Below are 24,069 nucleotides of genomic sequence, written 5' to 3'. Positions count from 1 at the left end.
GGCGTGCCGCAGTTCGTTCCGGGAGGGGCCCTGCCGACCCGGCCCAGCAGGCCGCGGTGGCACCGGAGGCGCCAGTGGCGGCGGCGCCGCCGAGGGCCGACTGGTTGATACCCGCGCCGGACGGCCGTCTCACCGCGTACGCCCCGGCCCGGACCGGAGGTGTCGTCCGCTGGACGGAGGCACCCGGGGGCCGCGACGGCTGGACGGCGGCCGAATGCCTGCTTCCCGACGACCGGCTGCTCCCGTACCTCTCCGTGGCGCACGGCTCGACAGGCTTCGTCGACCTGTTCTCCCTGCGACGCAAGGGCGACGGCCCCCAGGCGCCCGTCGAGATCGTGTACGCCTCCCAGTACCAGACCGGCCGTCCGATGACCGGCTGGCACACGATCGGCAATCCGCACGGCAACGACGCCGAGCAGGCGGCGGCCATCGGCGCGCCCGTCGCCGTTGCCGACGGCAGCGACGCAGTCCATGTCTTCGTCCGCAATGCCGCCGGGGGCGTGTCCACCCGCAGGCGTGACCCCAAAGGCGTGTGGGGCAAGTGGACGGCCATGCCGTGCAAGCGGGTGCGGGACGGGCTGTCCGCCGTCGTCACGCGTTCCGGTCGCATCGAACTCCTCATGCCCGCCGACAAGGGGGTGTACGTCTGGCGTCAGGAAGCCCCGGGGGGCCCGTTGGACCGCGCCCCGAACCTGGTCTTCATCGCCCGGCCCGACACGGCCTGCGGCACCGAGACCTACGAGGACAGGATCACCCACTTCTGGCGTGACGAGGCGTCCGGCGAGGTGGTCGCCCACCGCCTGCCGGCAGCGGGCGCCCCGGATGTCCCGCCCGCCCCGCTGGGCGGGCACTCGGGCGGCGGCCCCCTCGCCCTCGCCCGGTGCCTCGTCGACGGCTACGACTGCACCGTGCTGGCCCAGCGGGAGGAGGCGGGCACCCTTGCCCTCACCGCATACCCGACCGAGCTGGAGTCCGCCGGAGCCTGGTGGGCGGACACCCGCGAACCCTGCGAGGGGACGCCGGCGCTCGCCCTGGACCGGAACGGGCGGCTGGTCGTCGCGATCATCGGCCGGGACGGCCGGCTGAACGTCACCAGGCAGCGCACCGACCAGCAGGGAATGGCGCTGGAGGGCTGGCAGCGGCTGTGAGCCGCTGCCGGTGATCCGTGTCGGCGCCCCCGGCCCGCTGTTCCGGTCATGTCCACCTGCCGCCGTCACTCGGCCTTCTCGGAGACCCGGACGGACAGCTCCGTACCGGCCGTGTAGTACGGCTTCACCATGACCGGCTGACCCTCGTCGGTGGGCACGACCACGGCGGGATAGGCGAACACACTCTTCACGTCCACCACATCCGTCAGGAAGCGGCCCAGCCGCGCCACGACCGGGTCGTGGCGCCGGCCGACCCACAGGTCCCACAGTTCGTGCCGGGACACCAGATGCTCGGACAGATCGGATGCGGGCAGCGAGAAGGAGAAGTCCGCGCCGCCCGAGGAGACACCGGGCAGCCAGAAACCCGACTCCTCGACACCGCGCCTGCGCATCAGCAGCAGGGGCTCCGCAGTGCCGAAGTCGGAGCCGTAGAGCAGACCCCGCAGATGTACGACCCCTTGGTCGACCCAGACCTCGGTCGCCTCGGCGTGACGCTCCCGGGTCCAGGTACGCAGCGCGAGATGGCCGCTCTCGGAGGCGTAGGGAAGCTGCACCACGGTGTACGCGGGGCCGGTGGCCACCGGGCCGAAGCCGCGCAGATCCAGCGTTCCGGGCCGCACCTTGGCCGGCTTGCCCTCCCCGGTGTCCAGATGGACGTCCCAGCGGCCCTCCGTGAGGACACCCGGGTCCGACGGGACGAGGGCCTCGTACTGATGGGGAGCGGGCCCCTCGGCCGGCGCCAGCGGCAGCGTGACGGGCCGTTCGCCGCGCGCCGCCTTCCGCTTGCGCAGTACCAGTCGCAGGTCCTCGCGGCCGTCGCGCACACCCTCCAGGCGCAGGCCGATCAGCCCGCTCGGCGCCACCGAGCAGGAGACGGTGACCTCGGCGGCGGGCCGGGCCTCCCGGCGGGTCCTGCGGGCCGCTCTGATGACACTCTCGAACCGTCCCGCCGAGACCTCCGGACCGTAGGCACGGGCATCCTCCCGTGCCTGGTGGCCCAGCGCGGCGCGTGCCCGGTCGTCCTCGACGAGGCGCAGCAGCGCGGCGGCGAACGCGTCGACGTCGTCCACCGGTGTGAGCAGGCCGTTGATCTCGTGGCGGACGATCTCCGGCGGCCCGCCCGGACAGGCGGTGGAGACGACGGGCACCCCGCACCGCATGGCCTCGGCCAGCGCCAGACCGAAGGACTCCCGGTCCGACGTGACGGCGGCGATGGCGGCCGAGGCCCACTGAGCCTCCAGCCGAGGCTCCTCCATCATCAGGAACACATGGTTGTACAGCTCCAGTTCGGCCACCAGGGCCCGGAGCTGACCGTACTCCGGGCCGGTCCCGAAGATCCGCAACTGCCAGTCCGGATGGTGCCCCACGACCCGTGCGAACGCCTGGATGAGCAGGTCGAAACGTTTCTCCGGAACCAATCGCCCGGCTGCCACCACCACCCGCGACCGTCCGTCGGCGGGACGCACCCGGGGATCGGGCACACAGTCGGGATGGACGTGGACCGTGATGTCGCCCGCCAGCCCCGCCCGGGTGATCGCCGCCGCCTCGTCGGCGCTCGGCACCACCACCGCGTCGAGCCTGCCCAGCCCGGCCCATGCGCGGCTCTGCTCCTGGGCGGAGAGCACGGTGCTCAGCTTGTGCAACTGGCCCAGGCGCAGCGCCCGCGGCCGGCCCCAGCGCGCGACATAGGCGGCCAGTTCGAGGCTGGTGCCGACGATCACCTGCGCCTGGCTCGCCCGCAGGTGCTCCTCGACCTTGTCGTCCGTCAACTGGCTGTAGCGCCAGGACATCTCCTGCGTACGCGGAATGATCCGGGACGGAGTGAGCCTGCGCACATCCTGCTTGTCCGGACGACGGCCCTCGCGCAGATCGAGCAGGGGGACGATCCGTACCCCGTGGGCGGGCGCGATGGCGGGACGGTCGAGCCAGCGGAACACCGAGACCACCCGGACCTCGTGCGTATCGGCGAGCGCGGCCGCGAGGTTGAGCACGGCGCGGGTCGAGCCGTCCGCGGCGTAGGCGTTCTGAACCAGGAATTCGATCTTCATCGCGGCGCCGCGGTTTTCTCGTACGGGCTCGGAAGCGGAAAGTATGCCTCGAAGAAGGGGTGGATCAGCGCTTCCTGATCGGCCACATCGTCCTCGGTGGTGAAGGAATCGTTCACACAGAAGACCGCCGCGTCACGCCGCTTGAGCAACCGGTCCAGTTTCTTGGAGAGCTGGACCATCGAGAGATGGAGATAGGCGTACGGAATGGTGTCGGGCACCCCGCGCCCCGTGAAGTAGGAGTAGTACGGATACATGCAGGTGCCGACGTCGATATCGGTCCGGCTGCGGAATCGCGCGGCCGCGGTTGCCCGGAACACCTCCGCGAACTCCCGCTCCATCTCCTCCAGCACACTGCGCCGCAGCGGCACGGGGGTGTGCTTCATCGCATCGATGATGGTGCGGCCGAACCGGTCCTCCAGCAGCGCCCGGACGTTCTTGCGGGCCACCTCGTGCGGCAGGTCCTCCGGCTGAACCGGTCCCATGGGGATGCGGACGCTGTCCGGGTAGTACTTGGACGCCCCGTTGGGCAGGAAGAACTCGTGCGGGGTGATCGGCCGGCCGACGAACACATCGTCGTTGAAGTGGATGAAGTGCTCCGAAAGCCCCGGCACCCGGTGCAACTGGGCGCTGATGGCATGGGAGTTGAAGACCGGAAGCCGGCTGGTCTCGCGGAAGATCTCCCGGTGCGAGACCACGGTGATGCCTTCGGCCGTCTCATCGAGCCACTGGGGGACCTGGTCGTCGGTGACCAGGAAGATGTGCCGCACCCAGGGCGCGTACATGTGGAGCGAGCGCATCGAGTAGAGCAGCTCGTCGCGGTTGATGTAGCGCCCGGCGCTCGCCGATTCCTCGTGGAAGACGTCGCCCGAGGCCTCGGCGCGGCGGCGCTGCCAGGCCGGGTCGTCGCTGTCCACCCAGGTGTAGACGACATCGATGGGGAAGGTGATCTCGTCGGCGCCGGTGCAGACGAACTCCTGCCGGGTCGGCAGCCCGCTCCGTTCCGGCTTCCGGCCCCAGCGGCGCTGCTTGTGCGGGGCGTCCGCCTGCGGTGGGGCGAGGCGGGAGAAGCGGTGCGGCGAGACGAGCGTCATCTCGCCGTGCGCGGGCAGGAAGCTTGCGCCCCGGTTGATCCGTGGCGGCAGCAGCCGCCCCTCCTCCTCCCGCCAGAACTCGATGTCGCAGCCGTACTCGGTGCCGTACACCAGCTCACCCGACGGATCGGCCTGGAACCAGACGGCACGCAGCACGTCGACGGTCTCCAGCCCCTGCCAGGACGCCTCGCGGGATCCGAGGTGCAGCAACTCGCTGGTGCGCTGGACGGGCACCTTGCGCTGGATGTAACCGGGGCTCCTCCTGAAGAGCGACCGCAGCGTTTGGGCGACCCGCCCCCGGTCGGTGTCCCGGACGCCGATCGCGGACGAGGTGTCCTCGGTTCCGGGTACCACGAAGTGCTCGACGCCGGCCTGGGTCAGCGCCGCGGACACCAGCGACAGGTGCTGGGCGCGGACCGCGAGCGGCGTGAGGCCGGGCTGCACATGCGCCAGACGGCGGTGCATGCCGACAGGAACCTCGTGCAACCCCGGCGGCAACGGGTGCTGCGGACGGGCGGCCGCGGCGTTGATCGGGTGGATCACCGAATTCTCCAGTACATCAGTGCGTCCTCAAGACGCCGGAACGACTGCGTCGGGCCCGGGGCCTGCTGGACAGGACCCCGGGCGCCGGGCGCGTCAGACGGAGGCCAGCGGCCGGCCGGGCGTCAGATCGACGGCGGACCTGCTCGCGGCCGCCGAGAGTACGGCTTCGGCCACCGCGACCGTCCCGGTGGCCTGCTCCAGCGTCACGATGTCGGCCTCCTTGCCGAGCACGGCGTCCCGGAAGGTCTCGTGCTCGACCAGCAGGGGTTCGCGCTTGACGATCGCGTACCGCGTCACGTCGCCCTCGGAGACGCCCCGGAACTGCCGCAGTCCCTCCCACTCGGTGGGCTGCGAGCCGTTCGCGTGGAACCACAGGTCCGCGGTGAGGGTGTCGGCCACGAAGCAGCCGTGCTCACCCGTCACGATGGTGACCCGCTCCTTGAGCGGGGACAGCCAGTTGACGAGGTGACTGGTGACGGCTCCGCCCGAGAGGTGTCCGACGAACGCCACCATGTCCTCATGGGCCCGGCCGCTGCGTGACACGGTTACCGAACTCACCGACTCGTAACGGCTGTTGGTCAGCCAGGCGGTCAGGTCGATGTCGTGCGTGGCCAGGTCGTACACCACGCCGACGTCCGCGATCCGGGCCGGGAAGGGCCCCTGACGACGCGTCACCACCTGGTAGATGTCACCGAGTTCGCCCAGATCCAGCCGGGTGCGCAGCTCGCGCAGGGCCGGGTTGAAGCGCTCGATGTGACCGACGCCGGCCACCAGGCCGCGCTCCTCGAAGGCCCGGCTGATCGTCTCGGCCGATCGCACCGAGGGGGCGATCGGCTTCTCGATGAGCACATGGACACCCCGTTCGGCCAGATCGAGGGCGACCTCTTCGTGCAGGGCCGTGGGGCAGGCGACGACCGCGTAGTCGATCCCTTCGGCCGCCAGCTCGGCCACCGAGCGCACCACGGGTACGCCCGAGGGGGCGCTGCTCGGGTCGGCCACCGGGTCCGCCACGGCGACGAGTTCGACGCCCTCCAGACCGTGCATGACGCGGGCGTGGTTGCGGCCCATCGAGCCGAGGCCGATCAGTCCCGCCCGCAGCGGCTTCTGCGTGCTCATGCCCGGCCTCCCACGACCTCGTTGACGGTGGCGATCAGGTGGTCGAGCTCCTCCGGCGCAAGCATCGGATGGACGGGTATGGAGAGCGCCTCCGAAGCGGCCCGCTCGGTCTCGGGCAGCTCGCCGACGGCGTATCCGAGCACCTTCTCGCCGGTCGCGAAGGGCGCCAGACGGTGCACCGGAGTGGGGTAGTAGACGGCGTTGCCGATGCCCCGCTCCTGCAGTTCGCGCGATACCGCGTCGCGGTGCTCGCCGCCCCCGGCGCCGACCCGGATCGTGTACTGGTGATAGACGTGCTCCGCCCCTTCCGCGACCGGCGGGGTGACCACTGCGCGCAGGCCGGCGTCGAGTGCGGCCGCGTTGGCCCGGCGCTGCCGCGTCCAGGCGTCGAGACTGCGCAGCTGCACGCGGCCGATCGCGGCGGCGACATCGGTCATCCGGACGTTGAAACCGACGATCTCGTTGGCGTACCGCTGCTCCATGCCCTGGTTGCGCAGCAGACGGAGGGTCCGGGCGACCGCGGCGTCGCCCGTGGTGACCATGCCGCCTTCGAGACTGTGCATGTTCTTGGTCGGGTAGAAGCTGAAGCAGGCGGCCGCGCCGAAGGCGCCCACCGGCGTGCCGTCCAGCGAGGCGCTGTGCGCCTGCGCCGCGTCCTCGACGATCGCGAGACCGTGCCGCTCGGCCAGCGCGGTGAACCGGCCCATCGCGGCCGGATGTCCGTAGAGGTGCACGGGCATGATCGCCGCCGTGCGCGGGGTGATCGCGGCCTCGGCCGCCTCGGGGGAGAGGCAGAAGCTGTCGCGCTCGATGTCCGCGAAGACCGGGGTGGCGCCGACCAGGCGGACGGCGTTGGCGGTTGCCGCGAAGGTGAAGGACGGGACGATCACTTCGTCGCCGGGACCGATGCCGAGCGCCATCAGCGACAGGTGCAGCGCACTGGTACCGGAGTTGACCGCGACGCAGTGCCGGCCGTCGACGAACTTCGAGAACTCCTCCTCGAAGGCGGCGACCTCGGGGCCCTGGGCGACCATGCCGCTGCGCAGTACGCGCACGGCTGCCTCGATCTCGTCCTCTCCGATCACCGGAGCTGCTGCGCGGATCACGCGCTGGTCATTGGTCATCGTTCCACTTCACAAAGGTCGGGGTGCTGGGTGTTGCTCAGAGCTGCCGGTGTCCAACCGGTTCGCGGGAGGCCGTGGCGAGCCCGGTCCGGGTCGCTCGTAGGGGCTGGGTACGGGGAAGTAGCCCTCCAGGAAGGTCTTCAGCATCGACGTGCGGGCCTCCGCCGTGTCGGGGTCGTCCACCGTGTCGTTGATGCAGAAGGTGTGGTAATCGCGCTGGGCGAGCAGGCGGTTCAGATGCCGTCCGGTGTTCGGCGCGGCCAGGTCCAGATAGGTGTAGCGGATCTTTCCGGTCACGGAACGGCTCGTCTGCTGCCCGTAGTAGTGGTGCAGCGAGGAAGTGATCGACAGGTCGCCGGAACTGCGGAACCGCGAGTGCTGGGTCAGCCGGTGCTCGGCCGCGTACCGCTCTTCGATCTCCTGGAGGATGTCGCGGCGCAGCGAGTGCGGCACATGCTTCATCTTCCTTGTCAGTACCCGGTCGAAGGTCCCGGCGATGACGACGCGGTTGTTCTTCGCGGCGATCTCCGACGGCGGGTCCTGCGGGGAGGGCGGGGTCATCGGGACCAGCGCCTTGGAGGGGAAGTACTTCGAGAGCCCATTGGCGTGGAAGAACTCGCCCGGTGTGACGCTGCGGCCGAGGAAGACGTCGTCGTTGAAGTACAGGAAGTGGTCGGAGAGGCCGGGAATGTGGTGCAGCTGGCTCTCGATGGCATGCGAGTTGAAGGTCGGCAGCGCGGTGGCGTCGGTGAAGATGTCGCGGTGGTGGACGACCTTCACGCCGGGGTGGTCGCTGTTCAGCCAGGCCGGCACCTGGCCGTCCGTGACCAGGTAGATGGTGCGCAGCCAGGGGGCGAACTGGTGCAGCGAACGCAAGGAGTAGCGCAGTTCGTCGCGGCTGGTGAAGCGGGCGGCGCTGACGGCCTGCTCGTGGTAGTCGGTACGGCCCAGGGCGGTGGCCCTGCGGCGGATCCACTCCGGGTCGGCTCCGTCCACCCAGGTGTAGACGGCGTCCACCGGGAAGGTGACTTCGTCCGGGAGGGAGAGCGTGAACTCCGACCGGGTGTCCACCTGCGGTGGGGTGTCCACAGCGCCGCTGATCGGTCCGGTGAAGTGGCTGACCGGTACCCGCACGGCACTCTCGGCGGCGACCACGGCCGTGGCGGTGAGGTTGGGGACGGGGGCGATCAGCAGGCCGTTGTCCTCGGCCCAGAACTCGATGACGCAGGCGTGGTTGGGCCCCAGCGTCCAGTGCCCCGAGGGGTCGGTGAGCAGCCACCAGATGCGCAGAATCGTTTCTTCATCGAGCTGCGACCAGGAGCCCCGCTGATCCGCGTGCAGCGGGCGGCCCCCCGTCGCGCCGCCCGCGAGCAGTGCGCCCTCGGCGAGCGGGCTCACCCGCAGCGCTCGTTCGGCCCGGGGCCGTTCGCTCGCGGGGACCGCGACGGCGGTCATCGTGACGGAATTGCCGCGCACGCAGAAGTGCGGGATGCCGTGGCGCTCCAGGACCTCGCAGACGCGCAGGAGGTTGGTGGCCCGCGCGACGGAGGCCGTCAGGCCCTCGGTGATCTCGGCGGCCCGTACCTTGCGCCCGGACCAGACCAGTCGCACGCCGGTCCGGCGTGCGTCCCGGCGGAGCCGCTTGCTGAACCGCAGGGCCAGGTGTTTGCGCAGGCCGCGCGAGGCGCTGCCCAGGCCCGCGAGGCACCGCTGCAGAAACAGCCGGCTGTCCGCCGGGAAGATCCTCACGAGCCACCGTCTCAGCGCATGGGGCAGGAGGCGTCGGTAGAAGCGCACCAGTGAAGAGGCCTCGGGATTACCCATCGCTCGACTACCTCATGCTCCCCCGCTCTGCCTCTGGCCGAGCGACCACTACCGGTGACAACGGCACGCCCGTCTGCTCGATCCGGCGGAGTGTGGGGGTGGACGTCCACCGTTCAGTGCTGCCGAGTGAAACAAACGTGTCGTAGAGGTGAAGATTAACAAGAATCTAAGGTTGAGTCCGCAAGTAAAAGGTTCCGATCCGGCCACGTTTCGGACTTTTGGTACGCCAAAGCGGGCCGTACGAGAGGTTCGTACGGCCCGCCGGGATTCCGCTTGTGTGCTTTTCGTGAAGCCGTGTCAGTTGACCGGTCGTACTACGCCGGAACGCTCGCCACGCCCGGTTCCAGGAACTTCTTGCCGTTCACCCGCTCCGAGACGCCCTCGCGGTCCAGGTACGGCGTGATGCCGCCCAGGTGGAAGGGCCAGCCCGCGCCGGTGATCAGGCACAGGTCGATGTCCTGGGCCTCGGCGACGACGCCCTCGTCCAGCATCAGACCGATCTCCTGCGCGACCGCGTCCAGGACGCGGTCGCGGACCTGCTCCTCGGACAGGACGGCATCGCCCTGCTTGAGGAGCGCGGCGACCTCCGGGTCCAGCTCCGGCTTGCCGGAGTCGTAGACGTAGAAGCCGCGCTTGCCGGCCTTGACCACGGCGGCCAGGTTCTCGGAGACCGTGAAGCGGTCCGGGAAGGCGCGGTTCAGGGTCTCGGAGACGTGCAGGCCGATCGCCGGGCCGACCAGCTCCAGGAGCACCAGCGGGGACATCGGCAGACCGAGCGGCTCGATGGCCTTCTCCGCGGTCTCGACCGGCGTGCCCTCGTCGATGATGTTCTGGATCTCGCCCATGAAGCGGGTGAGGATGCGGTTGACGACGAACGCCGGGGCGTCCTTCACCAGCACCGCGGTCTTCTTCAGCTTGCGGGCGACGCCGAAGGCCGTGGCCAGCGAGGCGTCGTCGGTCCGCTCGCCGCGCACGATCTCCAGCAGCGGCAGGATCGCGACCGGGTTGAAGAAGTGGAAGCCGACGACCCGCTCGGGGTTCTTCAGCTTCGACGCCATCTCGGTGACCGAGAGGGACGAGGTGTTGGTGGCGAGGATCGCGTGCGCCGGGGCGACCGCCTCGACCTCCGCGAAGACCTGCTGCTTGACGCCGATCTCCTCGAAGACGGCCTCGATGATGAAGTCGGCGTCGGAGAAGCCCTCCGCCTTGTCCAGCACACCGGAGACCAGCGCCTTGAGGCGGTTGGCCTTGTCCTGGTTGATGCGGCCCTTGCCGAGCAGTTTCTCGATCTCGGCGTGGACATAGCCCACACCCTTGTCGACGCGCTCCTGGTCGATGTCGGTCAGCACGACCGGCACCTCCAGGCGGCGGAGGAACAGCAGCGCCAGCTGAGAGGCCATCAGACCGGCACCGACGACGCCGACCTTGGTGACCGGGCGGGCCAGGGCCTTGTCCGGAGCACCGGCCGGGCGCTTGGCACGCTTCTGGACCAGGTTGAAGGAGTAGATCCCGGAGCGCAGCTCGCCACCCATGATCAGGTCCGCGAGGGCCTGGTCCTCGGCGTCGAAGCCGGCGCTCAGGTCGCCGCTCTTCGCCGCGGCGATGATGTCCAGCGCGCGGTACGCGGCCGGGGCCGCACCGTGCACCTTGGAGTCGGCGACGGCCCTGCCCCGGGCGACGGCCTGGTCCCAGGCGTCGCCGCGGTCGACCTCGGGGCGCTCCACCGCGACCGTGCCGTTCAGCACCGAAGCGGTCCACACCAGCGACTGCTCCAGGAAGTCCGCGCCCTCGAAGAGCGCGTCCGCGATCCCGAGCTCGAAGACCTGCTTGCCCTTGAGCTGGCGGTTCTGGTTCAGCGAGTTCTCGATGATGACGGAGACCGCGCGGTCGGCACCGATCAGGTTCGGCAGGAGCGCGCAGCCGCCCCAGCCGGGGACCAGACCGAGGAAGACCTCGGGCAGCGAGAACGCGGGCAGCGCCTTGGAGACGGTGCGGTACGAGCAGTGCAGACCGACCTCGACACCGCCGCCCATCGCCGCGCCGTTGTAGTACGCGAACGTCGGGACGGCGAGGCCGGAGAGGCGGCGGAAGACGTCGTGGCCGCCCTTGCCGATGGCCAGCGCGTCGTCGTGGTTCTTCAGCAGCTCGACGCCCTTGAGATCGGCGCCGACCGCGAAGATGAACGGCTTGCCCGTGATGCCGATGCCGACGATCGCGCCCTCGGCGGCCTCCTTCCCGACCTGGTCGATGGCGGCGTTCAGGTTCGCCAGCGACTGCGGTCCGAAGGTGGTCGGCTTGGTGTGGTCCAGGCCGTTGTCCAGCGTGATGAGGGCGAAGCGGCCCGCACCCGCCGGGAGATCGAGGTGGCGTACGTGCGCCGACGTCACGACCTCGTCCGGGAACAGCTCGGCCGCACCCTTCAAAAGCTCAGCGGTGGTGCTCACTTGCTGCCTCCGGCGTCCTTGTGGTGCGGGTTCTCCCAGATGACCGTGGCGCCCATGCCGAAGCCGACGCACATGGTGGTGAGGCCGTAGCGGACCTCCGGCTGCTCCTCGAACTGGCGGGCCAGCTGCGTCATCAGACGCACGCCGGAGGAGGCCAGCGGGTGGCCGTAGGCGATGGCGCCACCGTACTGGTTGACGCGCGTGTCGTCGTCGGCGATGCCGTAGTGGTCCAGGAAGGCCAGGACCTGGACGGCGAACGCCTCGTTGATCTCGAAGAGGCCGATGTCCTCGATCGACAGGCCCGCCTTGGCGAGGGCCTTCTCGGTCGCCGGGATCGGCCCGTACCCCATCACCTCGGGCTCGACGCCCGCGAAGGCGTAGGAGACCAGGCGCATTTTGACCGGGAGGCCGTTCTCGCGGGCGAAGTCCTCGGAAGCGATGATCGAGGCGGTCGCGCCGTCGTTGAGCCCCGCGGCGTTGCCGGCGGTGACCCGGCCGTGGGGGCGGAACGGGGTCTTCAGTCCCGCCAGGGACTCCAGGGTCGTGCCCGGACGCATCGGCTCGTCGGCGGTGACCAGGCCCCAGCCGGTCTCGCCGCCCTCCGGGTCGGTGCGGCGCACCGAGACCGGCACCAGGTCCTGCTGGATCTTGCCGTCGGCGTACGCCTTGGCGGCCTTCTCCTGCGAGCGGACCGCGTACTCGTCGGCACGGACCTTGGTGATCTGCGGGTACCGGTCGTGCAGGTTCTCCGCGGTCATGCCCATGAACAGGGCGGACTCGTCGACCAGCTTCTCCGACACGAAGCGCGGGTTCGGGTCCACGCCCTCGCCCATCGGGTGGCGGCCCATGTGCTCGACACCGCCGGCGACGACGACGTCGTACGCGCCGAAGGCGATGGAGCCGGCGGTCGAGGTGACGGCGGTCAGGGCGCCCGCGCACATGCGGTCGATGGAGTAGCCGGGGACGGACTGCGGCAGCCCGGCCAGGATTCCGGCGGTACGGCCCAGCGTCAGCCCCTGGTCACCGATCTGCGTGGTCGCGGCGATGGCGACCTCGTCGATCTTTGCGGGGTCCAGGTCCGGGTTGCGGCGCAGCAGCTCCCGGATGGCCTTCACGACGAGATCGTCGGCGCGGGTCTCGTGGTAGATGCCCTTCGGGCCCGCTTTGCCGAACGGGGTGCGGACGCCGTCGACGAAGACGACGTCCCGGATGGTACGAGGCACGGTGGCTCTCCTCCAGGGTGCGGGATGGCACTGCTGCGGGGCACGCCCACGGGTGTGCCGCTTCCCTCATGCTACTTGCGGGTAACCAGACTGCCCACCCCTTCCGGCGGGAGCGGCGAAGGTCACATGTGGGCGGGGAGGCAGCGAGGACCGTTTCGTCCTCAAACGCCGGACGGGCCGAAGTGCCGCCCGCCGGGTGTACCCGCCGGGCGGGCCGTCAAGACGGCGCGGAGGGCCGGTCGCGCTTCGCGCCGGAAACGGCGATCGCCGGACGGGGCGGAGAGAACAGCCCGTCCGGCGATCGAGGACACGGTCCGACCCGAGCCTCGCAACCTGGCGTGAATACGACCCCCGGCGGCGAACCCTCAGGCCGCCGACGCCAGCGCGCGGTACAGCAGCGGGGCCACCTGTTCGATCTGCCAGCGCCGCGCCCCGTACCCGGTGAGCGCGGACTCGATCGCGTCCGGGGTCGGTTGCTTGGGCGGCTCCCAGCAGACCCGGCGCACCGTGTCCGGAGTGATCAGGTTCTCCTGTGGCATGTGCAGCCGCTCGGCGAGCTCCGACACCGCGGCGCGGGCGGCCGCGAGCCGGGCCGCCGCCGCCGGGTCCTTGTCCGCCCAGGCGCGGGGCGGCGGCGGACCGGCGAGGGTCTGGCCGGGCTGCGGCAGCTCCGAATCCGGCAGCGCCTTGGCCCGGTCGACGGCCGCCTGCCACTGCTCCAGCTGACGGCGCCCCATACGGTGGCCGAATCCGGGCAGCGCGGTCAGCGCGTGCGTGTTCGGCGGGAGCGCGAGCGCGGCCTCGACGATCGCGGCGTCGCCCAGCACCTTGCCGGGGGAGATGTCGCGACGCCGGGCCACCTGGTCGCGGACGGTCCACAGCTCCCGTACCACCGCCATCTGGCGGCGGCGGCGGACCTTGTGCATGCCGGAGGTGCGGCGCCACGGGTCCTTGCGCGGGGGAGCGGGCGGCGCCGAGGCGATCGCGTCGAACTCCTCCCGCGCCCACTCCAGCTTGCCCTGCCGGTCGAGCTCGCCCTCCAGGGCGTTGCGCAGATCGATCAGCAGCTCCACATCGAGCGCCGCGTAGCGCAGCCAGGGATCGGGCAGCGGACGGGTGGACCAGTCGACGGCGGAGTGGCCCTTCTCCAGCGAGTACCCGAGCACGCTCTCGACCATGGCGCCGAGTCCGACCCGCGGGAAGCCGGCCAGCCGTCCGGCCAGCTCCGTGTCGAAGAGCCCGGTGGGCGTCATCCCTATTTCGCGCAGGCAGGGCAGGTCCTGGGTGGCGGCGTGCAGGATCCACTCGCTGCCGTTCAGTGCCTCTCCGAGCCCCGACAGATCGGGGCAGCCGACCGGGTCGATCAGCGCGCTGCCCGCGCCTTCGCGGCGCAGCTGCACGAGGTAGGCGCGCTGGCCGTAGCGGTAGCCGGAGGCGCGCTCGGCATCGACGGCCACCGGGCCGGAGCCCGCGGCGAAGGCGGTGATCACCCGGGCGAGGGCGTCATCGGATGCCACCACCGGGGGAATGCCCTCACGAGGTTCGAGCAAGGGGATCGGCGCCGGGGCGACGTCGTCCGGGGGGGCGCCCCCGGTGGTTCGCAGTGAAGTGTCTGCTGCGGTCTCTTGGGCGTCGGTCACGTGTCAAGGGTATCTGTGTATGTACGGCGCCCGTCGACGGAACGTTCCGTCGACGGGCGCCGATGCATGCAAACCAGCCGGTCCGTATCGCTGCGCGGAGCCGCGCCGGAGGTGCGGGCGTCAGTGAATGATGCCCGTTCGCAGGGCGACGGCGACCATTCCTGCGCGGTCTCCGGTGCCGAGCTTGCGGGCGATGCGGGCGAGGTGGCTCTTGACGGTCAGGGCGGACAGGCCCATGGAGACACCGATGGCCTTGTTGGACTGGCCTTCGGCGACCAGCCGGAGGACCTCGACCTCGCGGCCGGACAGTTCGCGGTAGCCGCCCGGGTGGCTCGGGGTACCGGGGGGACGGCGGTGCATACGGGCGGCGTTGGCGCCGATGGGGGCGACGCCGGGACGGGTGGGGTGGCCGATATTGGTTCGGGTGCCGGTGACGACGTACCCCTTCACGCCGCCCGCGAGGGCGTTGCGTACGGCGCCGATGTCGTCGGCGGCGGAAAGGGCGAGACCGTTCGGCCAGCCGGCGGCTCGGGTCTCGGACAACAGGGTCAGCCCGGAACCGTCGGGCAGGTGGACGTCGGCTACGCAGATGTCGCGTGGATTGCCGACGCGGGGACGGGCCTCCGCGATGGACGACGCCTCGATGACGTCACGTACTCCGAGTGCCCACAGATGGCGGGTGACGGTGGAACGGACGCGCGGGTCGGCCACGACGACCATGGCCGTCGGCTTGTTCGGGCGGTAGGCGACCAGGCTTGCGGGCTGCTCTAGGAGAACGGACACCAGGCCTCCTGGGAAGTGGCGGGACGGGCCGGCTCGGGGATGAAGCCGGGGCGAACCGTGCTTGAAGGGTCATTGACCTCTTCGGCAGCAGACCCGTCCTCCTTTAGAGGAAGATCACGATTTAGTGAGTAACAATTCGGGCAAATCGGACGCGCGATCGATTGTACGAAAAGAACGCCGGTAATACTGCGATTTTCGTGACGCAGTGTTACCGGCGTGGGGAAAGCTTTGTGGGAGAACGGGAGACGGGAGACGGGGAGGGGAGATGGGCGGCGGGGGACGGGAGAGAGGGTGGGAGGCGTCTCAGGGGGCCTGGGGGCCGCGACGCTGGGGGAGCGTCACCACGGCCCCGTCGGCGGGGTCCGACGGCGGCAGGCCCGCGATCTGGCACAGCAGATCCCCCCACGCCATCAGATGCGCCGCCGTGTCCGGCACCCCGCCCCGGCCCTCGCGCGGCGTCCAGGACGCCCGGATCTCGATCTGCGTCGCCGGGCGCCGGGTCGCCAGCGCGCCGAAGTAGTGCGACCCCGCCCGGGTCACCGTGCCCCCCGCCTCTCCGTACGACAGACCGCGCGCCTCCAGCGCACCGGTCAGCCACGACCAGCACACCTCCGGCAGCAGCGGGTCGGAAGCCATCTCCGGCTCCAGTTCGGCCCGTACCAGCGTCACCAGACGGAAGGTCCCCTGCCAGGTCTCGTGCCCCGCCGGGTCGTGGAGCAGCACGAGACGGCCGTCGGCGAGGTCCTCCTCGCCCTGGACCACCGCGGCCTCCAGGGCATACGCGTGCGGAGCGAGCCGCTTGGGCGGCGGCGTCGACTCCACCTCCAGCTCGGGGCGCAGCCGCGCCGAGTGCAGCGCGTCGACCGCCGACCGGAACGCGGGCGGGACGGAACCACCCTCCGCGCTGTCCTTGCTGTCAGCGCCATCGGTTTGATCGGAGAACTGTCCCTGAGCCGGAGCCATGCGGGGAAGAGTAGGCGGAACCGGAGCCTCGCGCAGGGAGGGACACCCGGGCGGGCCCGGCTGCTTACGGCTTCGTGCGAAGATTCCAGGTGTGAGTGCCAACGATCGCCCCACGGGCCAGCAGACGAAGACCTCCGCCACCCATGAGTCGGCGTTCCTGAAGGCGTGCCGCCGCGAGCCCGTGCCGCACACGCCGGTCTGGTTCATGCGCCAGGCGGGGCGTTCGCTGCCGGAGTACCTGAAGGCGCGCGAAGGCATCCCGATGCTCGACTCCTGCATGATGCCGGAGCTGGTCGCGGAGATCACCATGCAGCCCGTGCGGCGCCACAAGGTGGACGCCGCGATCTACTTCAGCGACATCGTGGTACCGCTCAAGGCCATCGGGATCGACCTCGACATCAAGCCCGGCGTCGGCCCGGTCATAGCCGAACCGATCCGCACCCGCGCCGATCTGGCCCGGCTGCGCGACCTCACGCCCGAGGACGTCCACTACGTCACCGAGGCCATCGGCCTGCTCACCGCCGAACTGGGTGCCACCCCCCTCATCGGCTTCGCGGGCGCGCCGTTCACCCTCGCGAGCTACCTCGTGGAGGGCGGCCCGTCCCGCAACCACGAACACACCAAGGCCCTGATGTACGGCGACCCGCAGCTCTGGGCCGACCTGCTCGACCGGCTCGCCGAGATCACCGGCGCCTTCCTCAAGGTGCAGATCGAGGCCGGTGCCTCGGCCGTCCAGCTCTTCGACTCCTGGGTGGGCGCGCTGGCCCCCGCCGACTACCGGCGTTCGGTGCTCCCCGCCTCGGCGAAGGTCTTCGAGGCCGTCGCCCCGTACAAGGTCCCGCGCATCCACTTCGGTGTCGGCACCGGTGAACTTCTCGGGTTGATGGGCGAGGCGGGCGCGGACGTCGTCGGCGTCGACTGGCGGGTTCCGCTGGACGAGGCCGCGCGCCGGGTCGGCCCCGGCAAGGCGCTCCAGGGCAACCTCGACCCCGCGGTGCTGTTCGCTCCGACGGCCGTGGTGGAGGAGAAGGCCCAGGAGGTGCTGGACGCGGCCGCCGGCCTGGAGGGCCACGTGTTCAACCTGGGCCACGGCGTGATGCCGTCGATGGAACCGGACGCCCTGACCCGGCTCGTGGAGTACGTGCACGAGCGGACCGAACGCTGAGGGCACCGGGCCGCCGGGCGCCGCGCACTCAGGCGGTGCCCGCCCGCCGCAGGGCCGTCACCGCTTTGCGGGCCGCCACCAGGACCGGGTCCCAGACCGGTGAGAACGGCGGCGCGTAGCCCAGGTCCAGGGCCGTCATCTGGTCCACCGTCATCCCGGCGGTGAGCGCCACGGCCGCGATGTCCACGCGCTTGGCGGCCCCTTCCCGGCCCACGATCTGCACGCCGAGCAGCCGCCCCGTGCGGTACTCCGCGAGCATCTTCACCGTCATGGGCCGCGCCCCCGGGTAGTAGCCCGCCCGGCCCGTCGACTCGATCGTCGCCGTGACGAACCGCAGGCCCACCGCGCGGGCGTCCTTCTCGCGCAGCCCGGTGCGGGCGATCTCCAGATCGCACACCTTGCTCACGGCCGTGCCCACCACTCCCGGGAACGTTCCGTAGCCGCCCGCCACGTTGGCCCCGATGATCTGGCCGTGCTTGTTGGCATGGGTGCCCAGCGCGATGTGACGGGTGCGGCCTGCCACCAGGTCGAGGACCTCGACGCAGTCGCCGCCCGCCCAGATGTTGCCGTGCCCGACGACCCGCATCGACAGATCGGTGAGCAGTCCGCCGTGCGGGCCCAGCGGGAGGCCGACGGCGCGCGCCAGCGTCGTCTCCGGCTCCACGCCGATACCGAGCACCACCACGTCCGCCGGGTAGGAGGTGTCGCCCGTGGCGACCGCGCGGACCCGGCCGTCCGGGCCGGTGTGGATCGCGGTGACCTCGGCCCGGTTGACCGTGGTGATGCCCAGGCCGTCCATCGCGTCGTGGACCAGCCGCCCCATGTCGGGGTCGAGCGTCGCCATCGGCTGCTCGCCGCGGTTGAGAACGGTCACCTCGAAACCGTGCTTCAGCATCGCCTCGGCCATCTCGACGCCGATGTAGCCCGCCCCGACGACGACCGCCTGCCTGCGCCCCGGCGCCACCCGGTCCAGCGACTCCAGCAGCGCCTGCCCGTCGTCCAGCGTCTGCACCCCGTGCACTCCGGGCGCGTCCATGCCGGGCAGCGCCGGGCGCACCGGCCGGGCCCCCGTCGCGATCACCAGCTTGTCGAAGTCCGTCCAGTACGTCTCACCGGTCTCCCGGTCCAGGGCCCGTACCCGCTGCCCGGCGACATCGATCTCGGTGACCTCGGTGCGCATCCGCAGCTCGATGTCGCGGGCCCGGTGCTCCTTCGGCGTGCGGGCGATGAGATCGTCCCGCTCCGTGACGTCGCCGCCGACCCAGTACGGGATGCCGCAGGCGGAGTACGAGGTGAAATGGCCCCGCTCGAAGGCGACGATGCCCAGCTCGTCGGGGCCCTTAAGCCTGCGGGCCTGGGACGCGGCTGACATACCCGCCGCGTCACCCCCGATGACCACCAGTCGCTCCGCCGTCATGTCTGGTCCCTTCGACACCGAGTCCGAAGGGACCACGCTACGACGCCGGAGGAGTGGACGAGGGCCCCGACGGCTCGGGCGACCGCGGTGCGCGGCGTCCACGCAGCCGGTTGCGCAGCAGCCGCCCCAGCAGCAGGAGTACGGCGACCGCGACCAGGAACGGGGCCGCCGCGCCCACCGCCACCGCGAGCCACCGCAGCATCGTGACGAAGGCGTGCCAGCCGCCGCCGAGCGCGTCCAGGAAACCGGGGTCGTCGTCACCGCCGTCCTTCGCCGCCGGCTCCGGCTCGGAGAGGTCGAGGGTGATCGTGGCCAGCGCGGTGCGGTCCTTGAGCGACGCCTGCTGGGCGAGCAGCGACTCCAAGGACGCCTGGCGGCTGCTCAGTTCGCCTTCCAGCGCGACCACGTCGGTGAGGTTGCCGGCCCGGTCCATCAGCTTGCGCACCCGCGCCACACTCGCCCGCTGGGTGGTGATCCGGCTCTCCACGTCGACCACCTGGTCGGTGACGTCCTTGGCGGACGACGTGCGCGACAGCAGCTTCCCGGCGCCCGTGAGCTCCCGCAGCACCGTGTCGTACGCGTCCTGCGGAACACGCAGCACGATATGTGACATTTCACGTGTGTCGTCGACCCGCTCGGTCTCCTCGCCGGCCACCAGACCACCCGCGTTCTCCGCCGCCGAGCGGGCGGCCGCGGCGGCCCCCGGTACGCTCTTCACCTCCACGGAGAGCGTGGCGGTACGGATGACATGGGTGCCGGCGGGCAGGCCGCCGGACGTCTTCCGCTCCGCCGGCGAACCACCGGCCTCCTTCGGGCCCTGCGCCGCCTTGCCGGCTCCCGAGTCCGCGGCGCTGCGCTCGCCCGCGGAGAGCGCCCTCTTGCTGTCGCCGGAACCCGAGTCGCTCGCGCCGCCGGAGGCGCCGCAGCCGCTGAGCGCGAGGAGTCCGGCCAGCAGCCCGGCGGCCAGGGCTGCGCGTGAACGGCGGGTGGCCGGGCGGCCGGAATTCCGGTCTGTCTGCATAACTTCTCCCCCGGGGCGGGTGGTTGATGGTGCCGGTTCGACGTACGGGGCGGGGGAGCGGTTTGCCCGATACCGGTTTCGAAGCGGTCACGTTCAGGACTCGGACGAGGTTTGAGAGAGTGGGGGCATGCAGCGTTCAATCAACCGCGCGGACACAGGCACGGGTCATGTCGTCGTCATCGGCGGTGGCATCGCCGGTCTCGCCGCCGCCCACCGGCTTCTCGGGGCAGGGCTGCGGGTAACCCTCCTGGAGGCCACCGACCGGCTCGGCGGCAAGCTCATGACCGGTGAGATCGCGGGCACCCGGGTCGACCTGGGCGCCGAGTCGATGCTCGCCCGGCGCCCGGAGGCGGTCGACCTGGCACGCGCCGTCGGGCTCGGCGACCGTCTCCAGCCGCCCGCCACCGCCACCGCGTCGGTCTGGACGCGCGACGCCCTGCGCCCCATGCCCAAGGGCCACGTGATGGGAGTGCCGGGCGACCCGGCGGCGCTCGGCGCAGTGCTCTCCCCGGAGGGACTCGCCCGCATCGCGCAGGAGCGCGACCTCACCCCCACCGCCGTCGGCGACGATGTCGCGGTCGGCGCGTACGTCGCCGACCGGCTGGGCCGCGAGGTCGTCGACCGGCTCGTGGAACCGCTGCTCGGCGGCGTGTACGCGGGCGACGCCTACCGGATCTCGATGCGCGCCGCCGTGCCGCAGCTCTTCGAGGTGGCGCGGGAGGGCGGCTCGCTGCTCGACGGCGTCCGGCGCATCCAGGAGCGGGCCGCGGCCCGGCAGCAGACCGGACCGGTCTTCCAGGGCATCGACGGCGGCATCGGCACCCTCCCGTACGCGGTCGCCGACGCCGTGCGCGCGGCGGGCGGCGAGATCCTGACGGCCACCCCGGTGCTCGGCCTGACCCGTACCACCGACGGCTGGGACGTCCGCACGGACGCCCGGGTGATCGCCGCCGACGGCATCGTGCTGGCCGCGCCCGCCTGGTCCGCCTCCACCCTGCTCGCCGCCGAGTCCCCGGCGGCCTCCGCCGAGCTCGCCGGGGTCGAGTACGCGTCGATGGCCCTCGTCACCATGGCGTTCCGCCGCTCCGACGTGGCCGCCACCGGCGCACTGGACGGGCGCTCCGGATTCCTGGTGCCGCCGGTGGACGGCCGCACCATCAAGGCCTCCACCTTCTCCACCCACAAGTGGAACTGGGTCGCCGACTCCGCCCCCGACCTGTTCGTCCTGCGCACCTCCGTCGGCCGGTACGGCGAAGAGGACCACCTGCACCGCGAGGACACCGAACTGGTCGACGTGTCGCTGCGCGACCTGGCGGCGGCGACCGGACTGGCCGCGAAGCCCGTGGACACCGAGGTCACCCGGTGGATCGGCGGACTGCCCCAGTACCCCGTGGGACACCTCGCCCGGGTCGCCCGGATCCGCGACGAGGTCGCCAGGCTGCCCGCCCTGCGGGTCTGCGGAGCCGTCTACGACGGCGTCGGCATCCCGGCGTGCGTCGCGAGCGCCCACCGGGCCGCGGACGAGATCGCCCGGGACATCGGGGGCGGGCCCGGGGAAGAGATCATCGCCACGTCGACCCTGGTTCAGGGCACTCGGAGCGAGGCGGGACAATAGCCGTATGAGTGCGCCTGAGAAGATCCCCAACGCCGGTAAGAAGGCCAAGGACCTCAACGAGGTCATCCGCTACACGCTGTGGTCCGTCTTCAAGCTGCGCGACGTCCTGCCCGCGGACCGTTCCGGTTACGCCGACGAGGTCCAGGAGCTGTTCGACCAGCTCGCGGCGAAGGACATCACCGTCCGCGGCACCTACGACGTCTCCGGCCTGCGTGCCGACGCCGACGTCATGATCTGGTGGCACGCCGAGACCGCGGACGAGCTGCAGGAGGCGTACAACCTCTTCCGGCGCACCAAGCTGGGCCTGGCGCTGGAGCCGGTCTGGTCGAACATGGCGCTGCACCGTCCCGCCGAGTTCAACAAGTCGCACATCCCGGCGTTCCTGGCCGACGAGACGCCGCGCAACTACATCAGCGTCTACCCCTTCGTGCGCTCCTACGACTGGTACCTGCTGCCGGACGAGGACCGCCGCCGCATGCTCGCGGACCACGGCAAGATGGCCCGCGGCTACCCCGACGTCCGGGCCAACACCGTTGCCTCCTTCTCGCTCGGCGACTACGAGTGGATCCTCGCCTTCGAGGCCGACGAGCTGTACCGCATCGTCGACCTGATGCGTCACCTGCGCGCCTCCGAGGCGCGGATGCACGTCCGCGAGGAGGTCCCGTTCTTCACGGGACGCAGGAAGTCGGTCGCAGACCTGGTGGCCGGGCTCGCGTAGCGAGCGGGCTCCGACCACCCCAACCCGGAAGATCAGACGGCGGGCACCCGGCGCGTTTCCGCGCAGCCCGTCGTTCCAGCGACACCGGGTTCGGCCCCCGGTGCGGCGCGCGTTCCGCGCGCCGCACCGGCGTCTTTTCGGCACGCGTTCCCCCGACGGCGGACGGGGAGCCTACGGGCCCGGAACGGCGGGCCCGCCCCCGAGCGCGGCCCGGAGCGCCGGATCGGTCACGGCGCGCACACCCCGTACGGCGAACGCCGCCAGGACACCGTGGTCCATGTCCGCCGCCGGACTCTCGTACGCGGCCAGCAGCCGCTGACCGGCCGGTGAGGCCCAGGTGCTGCTGTACGGGTGGACCTCCATCCGGGCTATGGCCAGACAGCCCAGCGTCAGCGCGAGCGGCGGCCCGAACCAGACCGGCAAGGACATCATCGGGCCTCCGGGGCCGCCCACCTGACCGGGTATCAGCAGCGCCGCGGCGCCCGTCGCGACCACCAGCAGCGCCGCGCCACGCACCGCGCGGACCGCGGCGGCGACCCCGTCCCCGGCGCCACCGGGCGCGGCCAGGCCCGCGGCCACGAGCCGGTCGGCGAGGGCGCGCACGGCGTCGGCGGTGGCCGCGGCCGCCCGTACCGGCGGAATCGGGGACTGGCCCTCCGGGCCGATGGCACGTATCACCGCGCGCTCCATCTCGTCCCGGCCCTCCGGGTCCACGACCGTCGCCCACCCGGTGTGGGCGAGCAGCAGCCGCCTGCGCAGATGCATGGTGACCAGCGTCAGATCGACCACCCGGTGCGGACCGCCGGACAGGAAAGCGGCCTCGTACAGGGTCAGTTCATGACCGTCCGCCGCCCTTCGCGCGGCGTCCGAAGACGCGTCGGGCAGCAGCCCCGCGCGAGCGGCCACGAGGCAGAGCCGGATGCACGAGACGACCGCCGCGCCCCATGCGACCAGCAGCAGAACCCAGATCATGACGGATTCCTATGCGGGCCGGGTGGGGGAACGCCATGGCCGGTTCACCATGTGGACGGTTCGGCGGCCCGCGCCCAGGAGCGGGTCGCCGCCGCCGCTCAGGAACTGCTGCCGCAACTGGACCCTCCACCACAGCTGGAACCACTGCCGCCGGAGCAACTGGACCCTCCACCACAGCTGGAACCACTGCCGCCGGAGCAGCTGGAACCGCTCGACCCGCCGCAACCGGAACCGCTCGACCCGCCGCAACCGGATGCCGAGCCGCAGCCCGACCCCGCACTGCATCCGCCGCCCCCTCCGCTGCTGCTGCCGCCGTCACTGGAACTTCCGCAGCTGCCGCTGCCGGGGCCCGTATCGGCACACCACACCGCCGGTGCGAGCAGCAGGGCGGAGGAGTCCGCGGACGGCCCCGAGGACGCCCCCGGGGACCGGCCCGATGCGCGCACTGCCGGGCGCATCCGCGCCGCCGCGATCAGCTGCGCCCGGAGTACGGGATCGGGGAGGGCGCGCAGTCCGTGCGTCGCCACCAGACGGGCCGGCTGCGGGTCGTGGGCATGGGTGGTGCGGTACGCCTCGGCCGCCCGCCGCCCCGCCCTGGTGACGCGGCCCCGGGCGACGCTCGCGCAGATGAAGCCGGTCAGGAAGCCGATCACCAGGGCCGGGAAGACCTTGAGAGCGAACGGTACGGAGGAGAACAAGTCGCCCTCGTCGTCGGCCAGGGCCTGTGTCACCGTCACCACGACGGCGAGCGGCACGGCCAGCAGACTGCCCAGACCCTGCGCGACGCCCCAGCGCCGCCACACGCGGCTCGCGGCGGGAGAGGCCAGCAGACCGCGGGCCGCGAGCCCGTCGCCGATCTCCTGCACCGCGGGATGCCGCATCACCGCGTCGCGCAGGGTGTGCAGCGCGCCGCTGGGGGCCAAGGCGTGTTCCTGGAGCACCGCGCGCTCCACCGGGTCGCGGGCGTCCGTCTGCTGGACGGCGACGATGCCGGGACCGCCGATGACGAGCCGTCCGTCCGTCTGCATCGCGGTGAGCGCGGTGTCCACCACCCGGCCCGGACCACCGTTCAGGAAGGCGGCCTCGAAGAGGTCGTGGACGGAGCCGCCGGAGCTGCGGCGGGCGCGCGTGAGCCCCACGACCAGGAGGACCGAGGAGGCCACGACACAGAGATCCACCAGCAGGGCGAGGGTGTTGATGCCGATCACCGTCCG

Annotated in this window: 18 protein-coding genes; 4 read left to right on the top strand and 14 right to left on the bottom strand. The window is 71.5% G+C overall.

The features are described from left to right. The first annotated feature begins 74 nt into the window (after window positions 1-74). Window positions 75-1,148 (top strand): hypothetical protein, encoded by a 1,074-nt coding sequence (locus ACIOMQ_RS10975; protein ID WP_401263633.1) that lies wholly within the window; start codon window positions 75-77, stop codon window positions 1,146-1,148. 65 nt (window positions 1,149-1,213) lie between these two features. On the opposite strand, the gene ACIOMQ_RS10970 is transcribed toward ACIOMQ_RS10975, so the two are convergent. The 10 genes from ACIOMQ_RS10970 to ACIOMQ_RS10925 all read right to left on the bottom strand — a co-directional run bounded on the left by ACIOMQ_RS10970 (window position 1,214) and on the right by ACIOMQ_RS10925 (window position 15,947). After that, window positions 1,214-3,196, bottom strand: coding sequence for a glycosyltransferase (locus ACIOMQ_RS10970; RefSeq protein WP_401263634.1), 1,983 nt, complete (start codon window positions 3,194-3,196; stop codon window positions 1,214-1,216). Next, on the bottom strand, window positions 3,193-4,752 hold the full coding sequence (locus ACIOMQ_RS10965) for a stealth family protein (RefSeq protein ID WP_362212321.1): 1,560 nt from the start codon (window positions 4,750-4,752) through the stop codon (window positions 3,193-3,195). Before ACIOMQ_RS10965 ends, ACIOMQ_RS10970 begins: the two co-directional genes overlap by 4 nt. 171 nt (window positions 4,753-4,923) lie before the next feature. After that, a complete protein-coding gene (locus ACIOMQ_RS10960; protein ID WP_402188644.1) occupies window positions 4,924-5,946 on the bottom strand; it encodes a Gfo/Idh/MocA family oxidoreductase in 1,023 nt (340 codons plus the stop codon). Then, entirely contained in the window at window positions 5,943-7,070 is a 1,128-nt protein-coding gene (locus tag ACIOMQ_RS10955; RefSeq protein ID WP_362212315.1) for a DegT/DnrJ/EryC1/StrS family aminotransferase, read from the bottom strand. The genes ACIOMQ_RS10960 and ACIOMQ_RS10955 overlap by 4 nt, the downstream gene beginning before the upstream one ends. Before the next feature lie 9 nt (window positions 7,071-7,079). After that, complete coding sequence (locus tag ACIOMQ_RS10950; protein ID WP_402128087.1) at window positions 7,080-8,894, bottom strand: stealth family protein; 1,815 nt, start codon at window positions 8,892-8,894, stop codon at window positions 7,080-7,082. A 314-nt stretch (window positions 8,895-9,208) separates the two neighbouring features. After that, complete coding sequence (locus ACIOMQ_RS10945) at window positions 9,209-11,338, bottom strand: 3-hydroxyacyl-CoA dehydrogenase NAD-binding domain-containing protein (protein WP_401755635.1); 2,130 nt, start codon at window positions 11,336-11,338, stop codon at window positions 9,209-9,211. Continuing rightward, a complete protein-coding gene (locus ACIOMQ_RS10940) occupies window positions 11,335-12,561 on the bottom strand; it encodes an acetyl-CoA C-acyltransferase (protein ID WP_362212307.1) in 1,227 nt (408 codons plus the stop codon). The genes ACIOMQ_RS10945 and ACIOMQ_RS10940 overlap by 4 nt, the downstream gene beginning before the upstream one ends. A 365-nt stretch (window positions 12,562-12,926) precedes the next feature. Then, on the bottom strand, window positions 12,927-14,201 hold the full coding sequence (locus tag ACIOMQ_RS10935) for a ribonuclease D (RefSeq protein ID WP_362212304.1): 1,275 nt from the start codon (window positions 14,199-14,201) through the stop codon (window positions 12,927-12,929). A 120-nt stretch (window positions 14,202-14,321) separates the two neighbouring features. After that, a complete protein-coding gene (locus ACIOMQ_RS10930) occupies window positions 14,322-14,984 on the bottom strand; it encodes a response regulator transcription factor (RefSeq protein WP_024488613.1) in 663 nt (220 codons plus the stop codon). Window positions 14,985-15,287: 303 nt separating this feature from the next. Further along, complete coding sequence (locus ACIOMQ_RS10925; RefSeq protein ID WP_362198024.1) at window positions 15,288-15,947, bottom strand: DUF3000 domain-containing protein; 660 nt, start codon at window positions 15,945-15,947, stop codon at window positions 15,288-15,290. 91 nt (window positions 15,948-16,038) lie between these two features. Between ACIOMQ_RS10925 and hemE the strand changes: the two genes are divergently transcribed. Next, window positions 16,039-17,112 carry a uroporphyrinogen decarboxylase gene (hemE, locus tag ACIOMQ_RS10920; RefSeq protein ID WP_401755638.1) on the top strand — a complete coding sequence of 358 codons (1,074 nt, stop codon included), beginning with the start codon at window positions 16,039-16,041 and terminating at the stop codon, window positions 17,110-17,112. A 28-nt stretch (window positions 17,113-17,140) separates the two neighbouring features. On the opposite strand, the gene ACIOMQ_RS10915 is transcribed toward hemE, so the two are convergent. Then, window positions 17,141-18,529, bottom strand: a complete 1,389-nt coding sequence (locus tag ACIOMQ_RS10915; RefSeq protein ID WP_402188642.1) for an FAD-dependent oxidoreductase — start codon at window positions 18,527-18,529, stop codon at window positions 17,141-17,143. A gap of 37 nt (window positions 18,530-18,566) precedes the next feature. Continuing rightward, window positions 18,567-19,550, bottom strand: a complete 984-nt coding sequence (locus tag ACIOMQ_RS10910; RefSeq protein WP_362198014.1) for a DUF4349 domain-containing protein — start codon at window positions 19,548-19,550, stop codon at window positions 18,567-18,569. A 127-nt stretch (window positions 19,551-19,677) separates the two neighbouring features. Here ACIOMQ_RS10910 and hemG point away from each other — a divergent pair, with 127 nt between their 5' ends. Together hemG and hemQ are read left to right on the top strand one after the other, a co-directional pair. After that, window positions 19,678-21,165, top strand: coding sequence for a protoporphyrinogen oxidase (hemG, locus tag ACIOMQ_RS10905; RefSeq protein WP_401936314.1), 1,488 nt, complete (start codon window positions 19,678-19,680; stop codon window positions 21,163-21,165). 4 nt (window positions 21,166-21,169) lie between these two features. Next, window positions 21,170-21,883, top strand: a complete 714-nt coding sequence (gene hemQ / locus ACIOMQ_RS10900; protein WP_362198008.1) for a hydrogen peroxide-dependent heme synthase — start codon at window positions 21,170-21,172, stop codon at window positions 21,881-21,883. Between the two features lie 171 nt (window positions 21,884-22,054). Here the strand turns inward: hemQ and ACIOMQ_RS10895 are convergent, their stop codons facing one another. After that, window positions 22,055-22,855 carry a TIGR04222 domain-containing membrane protein gene (locus ACIOMQ_RS10895; protein ID WP_401263641.1) on the bottom strand — a complete coding sequence of 267 codons (801 nt, stop codon included), beginning with the start codon at window positions 22,853-22,855 and terminating at the stop codon, window positions 22,055-22,057. Window positions 22,856-22,953: 98 nt separating this feature from the next. Beyond that, window positions 22,954-24,063 (bottom strand): TIGR04222 domain-containing membrane protein, encoded by a 1,110-nt coding sequence (locus ACIOMQ_RS10890; RefSeq protein WP_402188639.1) that lies wholly within the window; start codon window positions 24,061-24,063, stop codon window positions 22,954-22,956. Window positions 24,064-24,069 lie beyond the last annotated feature (6 nt).

Origin of the sequence: Streptomyces sp. NPDC087845, from assembly GCF_044742755.1 — a bacterium.
In the GTDB taxonomy this organism is placed as follows: domain Bacteria; phylum Actinomycetota; class Actinomycetes; order Streptomycetales; family Streptomycetaceae; genus Streptomyces.
Note: the sequence above shows the minus strand (reverse complement) of the source record. Positions and strands in the feature narration are given on the sequence as shown.